Raw genomic sequence first — 12,698 nt, forward strand, 5'->3', positions numbered from 1 at the left:
ATTTAACAAGCATTATATTTTTATATACTTTTGCGATAATAAACAAGAAATCAATCCTTTTAAATATTATGAAAAAAATCTTATTACTTAGTCTATCTGCAATGCTTTTATTAAGTTCTTGCGTATCTAAAAAACAATTTACAGACCTTGAGTCTAAATACAAAGAATCTCAAGATTTACTAAATTCTGCAACTGTAAAATTAAACACATGCTTAGAAGATAGAGCTTCTGCAACTGCAAGAGCTAAAGCTTTAGAAGAACAAGTTTCTGATTTAAGAAAAAACAATGATAACTTACAAATTTTATCTGCAAAAGGAGCTAGCAACATAGAGAAAACTCTAGAAAGCATCAAAGAAAAAGACATGAAAATTACACGTCTTCAAGATGCCTTAACTAAAAAAGACAGTATTACACTTGCTGTAGTAACTAGCTTAAAACGTGAAGTAGGCATCAACGATCCAGATATCGAAATCAATGTTGAAAAAGGTGTGGTATTCATTTCTATTGCTGATAAATTATTATTCCAAAGTGGTAGCTACAATGTAACTTCAAGAGCTAAAGAAGTGCTTGCTAAAGTAGCTAAAGTAGTAAACAGCAAACCAGATTTCGAATGTATGGTTGAAGGCCATACAGATAACGTTCCTTACAATGGTGGTGTGTTAATAGACAACTGGGATTTAAGTGTTAAACGTTCTACTTCTATCATCAGAGTTTTACAAACACTTGGTGTAAACCCTGCACAGTTAATTGCTGCTGGACGTGCTGATTATGTACCGTTAGTAGAAAACAATTCTTCTGAAAACAGAGCAAAAAACAGACGTACTCGTATTGTAGTACTTCCTAAAATTGACCAATTCTATGATATGGTTGAAAAAGAAATGAAAAATCTTTCTGTTCAAAAATAAATAGATTTCAAAATAAATTAAGAAAGCTCTACTGCAAAGTTGGGCTTTTTTTATACTAACTTATTTCAGTGTTATGGTGGCGTTACCTAAAGGTCGGGCTATACGTTACAAGTCCTCGCTTCCCCCGAAGCGTCGGGGTCGCTGTGGGCTTTCCTCTTCTATCCCTAACGCACACATCCCGATAGGTAAGTACTATTAATAAAAATTAGAAAAATCGATGGAATCAATATCAAATCCCTTAGCGCTATAGTATTAATAGCTTTATTTAAATCTTTTAATTCGCCATTTAAATATAAATACATTCAAAACAAATAGTAATACAAAACCAAATCCAAAAAGCCAAAAGTCATTCCAACTTAAATTTTTAAATGTGGGTCTATTAATCTTATCTAACATTAACCCAAAATAAAAATACAGTATCATTAAATAAAATAATGTCCAAAAAACTAAAATAATGTCAAGCAATACGCTATAAACATTCTTCATTTTCAACTTTTTACTAATAATTAAAAAATCTCCAAACTCCCTTTACCTTCCCTCACCACAAGAGGCTCATCTTCCGATAAATCTATAACAGTAGAAGCATGGTTATCTCCATAACCACCATCAATAACCAAATCAACCAAATTATCCCATTTTTCTAAAATAAGTTCGGGGTCTGTAGTATATTCGATTATCTCATCTTCATCACGTATCGAAGTCGATATTATAGGGTTTCCCAATTTTTTTACAATTTCTAAAGCAATATTATTCGCAGGAATACGAATACCTACCGTTTTCTTCCTTTTAAATGGATTAGGCAAAGAATTAGACCCAGGAAGAATAAACGTATAAGGCCCAGGAAGTGCACGTTTTAAAATCTTAAATGTAGATGTGTCAATTTGTTTTACATAATCACTTAAATGGCTTAAATCGTGACAAATAAACGAAAAATTGGCTTTTTCTAACTTAACACCTTTTATTTGTGCCACCCGTTCCAAGGCTCTTAAATTATTAATATCGCATCCCAAACCATAAACCGTATCGGTTGGATATATAATTAAACCACCTCTTTTTAAAACAGCCACCACCCTATCGATTTCCTTCGGATTGGGATTTTCTTCATATATCCTAACAAACTCAGCCATAATATTTACCTTGTATTCTTATTTACAAAGTAAATATTATTTTCGTTATGAAACACCTTAATTTTATTTTCTTCTGTTTCGTTATCGTATCTTCTTTTTGTAATTGTGAAAATGGAATAACCAATTATAAATAAAAATCTGTAACATTTTGGTTTAAAATTAGTCTTAGTTGTATGCTAAGGTTTTTGTTTTTTATAATACTCTTCACTTTTAATACCCATTTTGTTCACGCAACTTATGGTATTAAAAACACTATAGTTTTTCCTAAAGCAGAAGTTATTAACGAATATACCACCCGAATTCCTTTCAAATTAGTAGACCACTTAATTGTAATTGAAGCTGAAATTTTAAACCAAAAAGGCAACTTTATTATTGATACAGGTTCTGAAACCTTAATTTTGAATAAGATTCATTTTCCGGAATTATATGACTATCAAAGAAAATCGCAAGAAGTTTTTGGGGTATTACAATCTATAGACAACCCCTACGAAAAACGAATTAAAGAATTTCAAATAGAAGGTTTCAAATTAGAAAACAAAAAATCAGACATTATCGATTTATCACATATCGAAACAATAAAAAAAGTAAAACTTCTTGGTATTATAGGTTACAGCATTTTAAAGGACTACGAAGTATTTATTGACCTTTTTTTAAACCAAATAACATTAACTAAGGTTGACGCCTTAGGTAACACATTAAATAAGAACGTATATTTAGAAAAAATTGTTGATAGTTTAGATTTTAAATTAAAAAAGCATACCATCATTATAAATGGAAGCATCAATAATCAAGAAGTGAAATTAGGGTTGGATACTGCTGCAGAGTTTAATCAAATAAATAAAAGCGTTAACAAAAAAGTGTTAAAATATTTCATTCCTAAAAAACGGCTGACCTTAACTGGTGCTAGCAACAAAAAAATAGAAGTATTGGCAGGGAAATTGCATCGTGTTAAATTGAGTAAAACTATTTATTTTGGCCCTATGTTTACAGTTCTAACTAATTTGAACAAAATGAATGAAACCTTTGGCACCAATTTAGATGGTATTTTAGGCTACGAGTTTTTTGCTCAAAAAAGAACCATAATTAATTATCGAAAAGAAAAATTATATTTTATTGATTATCCCATAAATCAAAAATGAACCAAATAAAATCACATATTAGCTATTGGTTTTTTGTACTAATAAGTTTCATTTCTTACGCACAAAAAGAATACTTCAAAGGTTACAAAATTGAAGGCGATACGGTTGTGTTTTCGTTTGATGCGCGAGACTATTCAAAATTCACTAAAGAATTCACTGGACAAGTTCTAGATTTTAATGATTTTAATATTGAAAATGTAGTAGTTTCCGGCGAATTTAACAATTGGTCTAGAAACAACTGGAAAATGAAAAAAATCAATGAATTCAAATACGAATTAAAAAAAAGCATTGATGATTTTAATGATGAGTTTTCTTGGGAATTTAAATACATAATCAACAATTCATATTGGGCAGAACCTTCTACAAAAGATGCCAATATAGCTAAAGCAAATAAAGATGGAAATAGACTTGGGGTATATAACTTAAAAATGTACACGGCATACCCAAGCGAAAATGGAAATGCCAACTTTAAATTGCGTGGTTTTAATAATGCAAAAAAGGTAATTGTTGCCGGTTCGTTTAATAAATGGGATGAAAACCTTTTTATAATGAAAAAAGTTTACGATGGTTGGGAGCTAAATTTACAAATAAAACCAGGTGAGTATGAGTATCGTTTTATTGTTGATGGCAATTGGATGGCAGACCCTAATAATATCCACAAAAAAAGAAATGAATTCAATGAATTTAATTCAATACTGGACATAAAAGAATACACCGCTTTTAAACTAAGAGGCTATACAAACGCTAAGAAAGTAGTTCTTGCAGGCTCGTTCAATAATTGGAATGAACAAGATTTCGTGATGCGAAAAACAAATTATGGCTGGAAATACGTTGTACCTTTATCTGGAGGCAAACACCATTACAAATTTATAGTAGATGGGGTATGGATAACAGACCCTAATAATACCGTAAAAGAATACGATGGCAATGGGCATATTAATTCGGTACATATGGTTAAATAAAATTCTTAGCCAATAACCTCCAATTTAGCAAAACGCAGCAGTAATTTTTTAATGCCCCCATGCTGAAATTTAATTTCTGCCTTCACATCGGCGCCTGCTCCTTCAATTTTTAAAACTTCACCAGTACCAAAACGCATGTGCTTAACAAGATTTCCTACTACTAATTTACTATCGAATAAATTGGTATTACTATTGGTAGCAGCTACTGGTTTTAAATTTTTAGGGGTTGCCACTTGGTTTCTAACAGGTTCTTCTTTAGTTGAACTGCCTTTTTTAAACACTGCTTGTTTCGCAGGTTTAAACCTAATTTTATTAGGTTCTACATCACCAAAAATATCGGCGTCTAGCATCGGGTTAAAACGTCGTTCTTCAATAGGGGTTGTTATTTCTAAATATTGCTCATCAATTTCTTCTATAAATCTGCTTGGTTCAGAATCTACTAATTTCCCCCAACGGTAACGCGACAATGCATAAGTTAAATAAGCTTGTTTTTCGGCGCGTGTTAAGGCTACATAAAACAAACGGCGTTCTTCTTCCAATTCACTGCGTGTACCCATACTCATGGCGCTAGGGAATAAATCTTCTTCTAAACCAACAATAAAAACATAAGGGAATTCCAAACCCTTAGCTAAATGTATGGTCATTAATGCTACGTGATCACTATCGCCTTTATCGGCATCTAAATCGGTTGCTAAGGCAACATCTTCTAAAAACTCCGCTAAGTTACCTGTGGTGTCTGCCAATTCTTTTTGACCTTCTACAAAATCTTTCATACCGTTTAAAAGCTCCTCAATGTTTTCCATTCTGGTAACACCTTCGGGGGTTCCATCTTTTTTAAACTCTCGTATTAAGCCACTGGTTCGGGTAACATGTTCTGCCAATTCAAAAACATCGGCAGTTTGATTGAGTACTTGGTAACTTTCTATCATCGTTACAAAATCCTGAAGCTTACCTCTAGTTCCCGAATTTACTTTTATATCCGTTTTATCGATGTTTTTCATTACCTCAAAAATTGAGCGTTTGTAGCCATTTGCCGCAACCACCAACCGATCTATGGTTGTACCTCCAATTCCTCTTGGTGGAAAATTAATGACACGTTTTAAAGCTTCTTCGTCGGCAGGATTTATAATCAATCGTAAATACGATAATACATCTTTGATTTCTTTTCGCTGATAGAACGATAAACCGCCATAAATTCTATACGGAATATCGCGTTTTCTCAAGGCATCTTCAATAGCACGCGATTGGGCATTGGTTCTGTATAAAACAGCAAAATCACTATTTGCTACATGATGCTGAATTTTATTTTCCCAAACAGTACTTGCTACAAAACGCCCTTCATCACCATCGGTTAACGAGCGATTTACTATTATTTTTTCACCTTCATCATTAGCTGTCCAAACAACTTTATCTAACTTCGTTTGGTTTTTGTCAATGATTGAATTTGCGGCATTTACAATGTTTTTTGTAGAACGGTAATTTTGCTCCAATCGAAACACCTTCACATCATCGTAATCTTTCTGAAAATTTAAAATGTTGTTGATGTTGGCACCTCTAAACGCATAAATACTTTGTGCATCATCACCTACCACACAAATATTCTGAAATTTATCGGACAATGCTCTCACAATTAAATACTGCGAATGGTTGGTATCTTGATACTCATCTACCAAAATGTATTTAAAACGGTTTTGGTATTTCATCAACACCTCTGGAAAACGTGTTAATAACTCATTGGTTTTCAACAACAAATCATCAAAATCCATAGCACCAGCTTTAAAACAACGCTCTACATATTCTTTGTAGATATCGCCTAAACGTGGACGTCTTGCCATGGTATCTGCTTCAATGAGTTCAGGATTTTGAAAATAGGCACGTACCGTAATTAAACTGTTTTTATATGAGGAAATTCTGGAACGAACTTGTTTATATTTATAGATATCTTTATCCAGATTCATTTCTTTAATGATAGACGAAATCAATCTATCAGAATCTTGTGTATCATAAATGGTGAAATTGCTTGGATATCCTAATTTATCAGCTTCAATGCGTAAAATTTTAGCAAAAACCGAGTGAAAGGTTCCCATCCATAAATTCTTAGCTTCACTAGTACCAACAATAGTGGCAATACGATCTTTCATTTCTCGTGCTGCTTTATTGGTAAACGTCAACGATAGTATATTAAACGGATCAACACCCTCGCTCATTAAATAAGCAATACGATAAGTAAGCACACGTGTTTTACCAGAACCTGCACCAGCAATAATAATCATTGGCCCATCTTTTTGTATGGTAGGCTCTAACTGTGCTTCGTTTAACTGACTTAAATATTTTTCCAAAACTGCATAAAATTTTACGACGTGAAATTAACCATTGTTAGGCTTTTAATTAAACCGATTTATTAATAATTATAAACAATTAGCACATACTTCTGCTTTATCTATTTTTTAAATATATTTATAGAAATAAAAAACCACTTATAAGACTATGATAACATTTTTATCGAATATCGCCTGGTGGGGCTGGATACTAATTGCCTTGACTTTAATAGCTATAAGAGACATTTTTATTCAAAAAGCACACACCATTAGCCACAACTTTCCTATTGTTGGACATTTACGATATATACTGGAAAAAATTGGTCCAGAATTAAGGCAATATTTGGTAGCTAACAACAGAGAAGAACTCCCCTTTAATAGAATAGAACGAGGCTGGATTTATGCTTCGGCTAAAAAAGAAAACAATTACGAAGGTTTTGGTACCGATAGAGATATTTATGCACACCACCATATCTTTATAAACAATGCGATGATACCTTACAAAGTTGATGAAAAACATCCAAATAGTATTGACAAAACATTTTTACCTTGCGCAAAAGTTATGGGTGCTTATCATAAACGCAAAAAACCATATAGACCTGCTTCTGTAATCAATGTATCAGCAATGAGCTTTGGTTCCCTTTCCGCTAAAGCGATAGAATCTTTAAACAAAGGTGTAAAAATTGCTGGTGCATATCATAATACAGGCGAAGGCGGTTTATCTCCATACCACTCACATGGCGGAGACGTTATTTTTCATTTTGGAACGGGCTACTTTGGCGTACGATCGGATGATGGAGGATTTTCTATGGAAAAAATAGTGAAATTAATTGAAGTGAATCCGTTCATAAAAGCTATTGAAATAAAACTATCTCAAGGTGCAAAACCAGGTAAAGGAGGCGTTTTACCAGGTGCAAAAATAACCAGAGAACTTGCTAACATTAGAGGTGTTGAAGTTGGTAAAGATGTTCTATCGCCTCCAAACCATAAAGCTTTTTCTAATGTGCCTGAAATGGTTGATTTTATTGAGAAAATAGCCGATGCCACAGGTTTACCTGTTGGAATAAAAGCCGCCATAGGGAAATTAGAACAATGGGAGGAGTTGGCAAATATTATGTTAAAAACTGGTAAAGGCCCCGATTTTATTACTGTTGACGGTGGCGAAGGCGGTACTGGTGCGGCGCCTCCTAGTTTTGCCGACCATGTATCGCTCCCCTGGGTTTATGGTTTTAGCGATTTATATAAACTATTCCAAGACAAAGGATTATCAGAACGTATTGTATTCATTGGCAGTGGTAAACTTGGTTTTCCTGCAAAAGCAGCCATGGCATTTGCGATGGGAGCAGATTGCATTAATGTGGCACGGGAAGCAATGATGAGTATTGGTTGTATACAAGCTCAAATATGCCATACAAACCGCTGCCCAAGCGGTGTAGCCACACAAAACAAATGGCTTCAAAAGGGCATTGACCCTACCTTAAAATCGGAACGACTGGCTCAGTATTTTAAAACCTTCAGAAAAGAATTGGTTGAAATTACACATGCAGCTGGCTATGAACACCCCTGCCAATTTAAAATGAGTGATGTTGAAATAAATGTTGACGACCATAATCTTTCCAAGGAACTAAGCAAAACCTATATGTACGATAAAACACCTGTGCCTTTTACCTCTGTGCAAGATTTAAAAGATTGCTTATATTTGGGTGGAAAAATTAGTTAAACAGTTTCAACACAAATACGAGTTTAACCACTAATTAAAAAAACATCTACTTAACCAAATGATACTTTTTATGGATGCTAACAGATTAATTGACCTTTTTTTATTTGCTATTCCTTCATTAATTACCGGACTTATTGCTTATTATTTTTTTAAAGAACATACCAAAAACGAAGATGGTAGAAGACGCTTTTTATTGAAGAAAGATTTACAAGTTAATGCCCTACCCATGCGATTACAAGCCTATGAGCGTATGGTGTTGTTTTTAGAACGAATGACACCTTCAAATTTACTAATTAGAGTATCTCCAATATCTTCAAGCAAAGAAGATTATGAAGCTTTAATTATACAAAACATTGAACAGGAGTTTGAACACAATTTAACACAACAAATTTATATTAGTGACAAGTGTTGGAGCATTATTAATGCAGCAAAAAATGCCACGATACAATTAATAAGAAAGGCCAGTTTACTTGAAAAAACAGACACAGCCAACAAACTTAGAGAGGTTGTTTTAACAGAAATGATGGAACGCCGTTCACCAAGCGATGCTGCTTTGTCATTTTTAAGAGAAGAAGTGTCTGAATTGTGGTAAATTAATTAATACGTAACTCATTCGACATAGCTTCTTTATCTTTGTTTTTAGCATAATCAAACCCTTGTTGCCACCAAGTAACCATCAATTTTTTATTGAATATCAACGAGTTTTCAGTAAGTCTTGAAGGCGTATAATACAAATTAAGCTTCACGCCCCTATTCTTAGCTGCAAGTTTTCCTATAAGAATATCACTTCGCTCTACTTGGTCTAACAAATGCCCAAACAAATTAAGCATTAATGAAAACGGGTTTTTACCCAACACTTTCATATACTCCAAATTTTCAGATTCTAAAACAACAGCGTCTATTTCTGTTGCACCTCGCTGAATAGCTTCTCGTATAGGTACCACACATCCAAAAGCGCCATCGGCATACTCAAAACCATTCACTTTTGCTAACGACATAAAAGGAATATAGTTACACGAAATCCAAATCCATTCACAAAATTCATCATAAGAAAAATCTTTTATAGACTTGTATTCTACTTTATTTAGGGATAAATTCGAAACTGTTACAACCACATCTTCCTTTGTTGTTTTTACAAAGTTATATTCTTCTTCTGTAAAGTGTTTTTTAAGATAACGCTTTAACGCTTTACTTTCACCAAAAGTGCGTTTCATTTTTATAAATTGCCATAATGAGTTCATGAAATTTATGGACACATACTCTCTATCTCCCTTTTTTCGTGTACGGAAAGGGTTAACACTAAAAATATTGCTTTGCTTAACATCTGTAAACACATCATAAATTTTGTCTATTTTGCCAGCCGCAATGTGTGGCACCAATAAACTACCTGTAGAAGTTCCTACATACAAATCGTATTCATGCCCTTTTTCTTTAATTAAATATTCGGCTACACCACCTGCATAAGCCCCCTTGCTACCACCACCCGAAATAACTAATGCCCTCATAATTAATTTTCTAATTGACTTGTTTCTTGGTTTTTAAATTTAGCAAAATCATAACCACTTTGCCACCAATTTGTCATTTTCTGTTTATTAAAAATAAGAGAATTAGTTGTCAAAACAGTAGGTGCGTAATAAAAGTTAATAATAGCATCATTATGACTTGCTGTAAATTTCCCAATACGAATGTTTTGAGACTCAATTCTATCCAACATAAAAGAAAACATATTTGTTAATAGAGAAAAGGGGTTTTTTGATGGCAATCTGTTAAATTGATTCACTTCGGTTTGTAGAATAATAGCATCAACTTCGGTGGCACCACGACTTATGGCCTCTTCAATTGGCACCATGTTACCCAATCCACCATCGGCATATTCGCAACCATTTTTTTTTACCAAGGTCATAAATGGTGTATAGTTACATGATACCCAAACCCAATCAATAAATTCCTCGTAATCAAACTCTTTCAAACATTTGTATTCTACTTGGTTTAGTGATAAATTAGATACTGTTACCACTACATCTTTAGTAGAATGCTTTAATACTAAAAATTCCTCCTCTGTTAAAGTGTTTTTAATTAAAACTCTTAAATTATGACTTTCACCAAAGGTTTTACTGCCTCTCAAAAAATTCATAATGACATTAAAATGGTTTATAGCTATGTTTTGAGCGCCATGTTTTTGTTTAACCACAAATGGACAAACATCAAAAATACTGTCGTTAGTTACGCTGGTATAAACATCTTTAATCTTTTCAATTTTTTGCAAAGCCAAATGAGATGTCAACAAACTACCTGTAGATGTACCAATGTATAATTGATAATCGCGCCTAAGCTCTTCAATAAGGTATTGCGCAACACCTCCCGCAAAAGCACCCTTACTGCCTCCGCCAGAAATTACTAGTGCTTTCATTTACTGCTGATTTTCCTCTAAATTAGTAATTAAAGTCTTATATTTTTCGTCTTGCTTTAAATATTCTAGTAAAGTTTTAGAATATTCTTTAAAACGCCAATTATGATGTTTTGTGGCATTGATTAAATTTGAAATTATAGTTTCATTGTAAACTTGTATCGCATTTAAATATGAAAAAGCGGTTTCTCGTGTTTCAAAATCGTATTTAGCACTTGTATAACCAACCAATTCGTTAAGAAACCCTTGTTTGTTTAAATCTTCAAAATCAGGCGTATTCAACACTAAAGCAATCCACAACATTCGGATGTTTTTATTATTAAATCCCTCAATATCTTTGGTTTTCTCTAAATATTTAAATTTATCTTCAGGGAAATTACTGCATAAATTATACAAAGCAGCTTCTATAGTTACATAGGATCTATCGTTTAAAAGCGATTCGTAATCTTTTTTTAATTCTGATGGGATTTCTCTAAGGTTTTGAGCGATTGCCTGACGAACTTTCACATCGTTCGTATTGAGTCCATTTCTAATTATACTATCATGAACGATTTTAATCAAATCTTTTGAAAACAAATGTTCTTTTAGTCTTGAACTCGTTGCTTTATCAAAATATCTATCGGCATTGTAATCTGGAGATTGAGATGAAAACATTAACTCTTTATCTAACTCAAGCATTTGTAATATGTCTTTTGAATTTATCTTCAATGAAGTTAAACACTCTTCATACAAAAAAGCATTACCTTCTAACCAATCGTTCACAAACACACTCAAATCCTGTCCACTAACCTTCTCAACTTCTCCAATAAAATCATCCGTTTCAACATTTTTAAATTGATGCTTTAGCAAATAATTTTTAATCGCTGTTTTAAAAGTCTTATCTCCTACTTTCTCCCTAAGCATATGCAATACCCAGGCACCTTTTTTATAAAACGTAGTGCTACTCGATTTTGGGTCTAATAGCGAGGTGCTTTGTCCTGCTTTGTCCTGTTCTAATAGCTCTTGGGCATATTCATAAAGCTGCCAATAGTAGTAGTCATCACCAAAAACTTCGCGTTCTGCCAACAATGCATAATAAGTTGCAAAGCCTTCTTGAAGCCAATGGTGATTGCCAGATGTTTCTGTAACCAAATCTCCAAACCATTGATGTGCTAATTCGTGGGCATTCACATTTACATAATTTTTATCTACATACGCCATGGAATCAATTACAAAACTATCAGTAAAAATAGTGAGACTTGTGTTTTCCATTCCAGCGTATAAAAAATCTTTTACAGGTACTTGTTTGTAATTTTGCCAAGGATATGAAACACCTATTTCTTCTTCTAAAAAATCGAACATCTGTTTTGTGTAACGATACGTAGGTTCATATTTTAATGAATCTTCAGGATAATAATACATTTCTAAAGAAATACCGCTTTTGGAATATTCGATCTTTTTGTCATATTTACCAATAGCTAAAGCCACTAAATAACTACTCATGGGCTGTTCCATGTCGTATTGCCAAGTTATGGTCGATTTGTTTACTTGTTTATTTGTTAATTTCCCATTGGCTATAACTTGATAGTTTTTATCGAATTCAATACTTAAATCAAACTCTATTTTATCATTCATATCGTCTATACTCGGCAACCAATTACTGGTGTATTTTCCTTGACCTTGTGTCCAGATTTGTTTGTCTCCATCTTCAAAACCCCAATCAATAAAATACATGGCTTTTTTAGGAAGTGCGATATAATTAAATTTTAACTGGTAAATGGAATCACTTTTAAAATGATGCTTTAACCACAATTTTTTACCGTCGTTTAAATAAGAAATTTTATTTTCATCTAAATTAACAGTCTGGAACTCCATATTTACAGCGTCAATATAAATAGAATCTACTGGCTTTAATATTTTAAACTTATAACTTACAAAACCCCCAACCGCTTGTTTTTCAGGAAATATAGAAAGTTTAACTTTGGCCGTTTTAAAATCAACATAGTCAGCTTGTTGCCCTTGAACAAAAGCAGTTATAAATAACAACAAACAAAACAGAAACCGAATCATGTACTAAAGATAACAACCATTAAGCCAAAATACGTAATTTTTCTATTTTTTGAATTGCTTAAAATGCCTTA

The 12,698-nt window shown here is 33.0% G+C and carries 10 protein-coding genes; 5 read left to right on the top strand and 5 right to left on the bottom strand.

Annotation, left to right across the window (positions count from 1 at the left end; all coding sequences use genetic code 11):
* The first annotated feature begins 68 nt into the window (after positions 1 to 68).
* A complete protein-coding gene (locus VP395_RS10665; RefSeq protein WP_346241996.1) occupies positions 69 to 905 on the top strand; it encodes an OmpA/MotB family protein in 837 nt (278 codons plus the stop codon).
* A gap of 506 nt (positions 906 to 1,411) precedes the next feature.
* On the opposite strand, the gene VP395_RS10670 is transcribed toward VP395_RS10665, so the two are convergent.
* Positions 1,412 to 2,032 (bottom strand): L-threonylcarbamoyladenylate synthase, encoded by a 621-nt coding sequence (locus VP395_RS10670; protein ID WP_346241997.1) that lies wholly within the window; start codon positions 2,030 to 2,032, stop codon positions 1,412 to 1,414.
* A gap of 173 nt (positions 2,033 to 2,205) precedes the next feature.
* Between VP395_RS10670 and VP395_RS10675 the strand changes: the two genes are divergently transcribed.
* Together VP395_RS10675 and VP395_RS10680 are read left to right on the top strand one after the other, a co-directional pair.
* Entirely contained in the window at positions 2,206 to 3,171 is a 966-nt protein-coding gene (locus tag VP395_RS10675; RefSeq protein ID WP_346241998.1) for an aspartyl protease family protein, read from the top strand.
* A complete protein-coding gene (locus tag VP395_RS10680) occupies positions 3,168 to 4,133 on the top strand; it encodes a glycogen-binding domain-containing protein (protein ID WP_346241999.1) in 966 nt (321 codons plus the stop codon). The genes VP395_RS10675 and VP395_RS10680 overlap by 4 nt, the downstream gene beginning before the upstream one ends.
* A 5-nt stretch (positions 4,134 to 4,138) precedes the next feature.
* Here VP395_RS10680 and VP395_RS10685 read toward each other — a convergent pair whose 3' ends face one another.
* Positions 4,139 to 6,472 (bottom strand): ATP-dependent helicase, encoded by a 2,334-nt coding sequence (locus VP395_RS10685; protein ID WP_346242000.1) that lies wholly within the window; start codon positions 6,470 to 6,472, stop codon positions 4,139 to 4,141.
* Positions 6,473 to 6,620: 148 nt separating this feature from the next.
* On the opposite strand from VP395_RS10685, the gene VP395_RS10690 reads away from it, so the two are divergent.
* Both VP395_RS10690 and VP395_RS10695 read left to right on the top strand, forming a co-directional pair.
* Complete coding sequence (locus VP395_RS10690) at positions 6,621 to 8,171, top strand: FMN-binding glutamate synthase family protein (RefSeq protein WP_346242001.1); 1,551 nt, start codon at positions 6,621 to 6,623, stop codon at positions 8,169 to 8,171.
* 70 nt (positions 8,172 to 8,241) lie between these two features.
* A complete protein-coding gene (locus VP395_RS10695; RefSeq protein WP_346242073.1) occupies positions 8,242 to 8,763 on the top strand; it encodes a DUF7935 family protein in 522 nt (173 codons plus the stop codon).
* 1 nt (position 8,764) lies between these two features.
* Here VP395_RS10695 and VP395_RS10700 read toward each other — a convergent pair whose 3' ends face one another.
* The 3 genes from VP395_RS10700 to VP395_RS10710 are packed head-to-tail and all read right to left on the bottom strand — an operon-like array spanning position 8,765 to position 12,627.
* Positions 8,765 to 9,676: a patatin-like phospholipase family protein gene (locus tag VP395_RS10700; RefSeq protein WP_346242002.1), complete on the bottom strand. Its 912-nt coding sequence runs from the start codon at positions 9,674 to 9,676 to the stop codon at positions 8,765 to 8,767.
* A 2-nt stretch (positions 9,677 to 9,678) separates the two neighbouring features.
* Positions 9,679 to 10,581, bottom strand: coding sequence for a patatin-like phospholipase family protein (locus tag VP395_RS10705; RefSeq protein WP_346242003.1), 903 nt, complete (start codon positions 10,579 to 10,581; stop codon positions 9,679 to 9,681).
* Positions 10,582 to 12,627 carry a M1 family metallopeptidase gene (locus tag VP395_RS10710; RefSeq protein WP_346242004.1) on the bottom strand — a complete coding sequence of 682 codons (2,046 nt, stop codon included), beginning with the start codon at positions 12,625 to 12,627 and terminating at the stop codon, positions 10,582 to 10,584.
* Positions 12,628 to 12,698 lie beyond the last annotated feature (71 nt).

This window comes from Mariniflexile soesokkakense (assembly GCF_039650365.1).
Classification (GTDB): domain Bacteria; phylum Bacteroidota; class Bacteroidia; order Flavobacteriales; family Flavobacteriaceae; genus Mariniflexile; species Mariniflexile soesokkakense.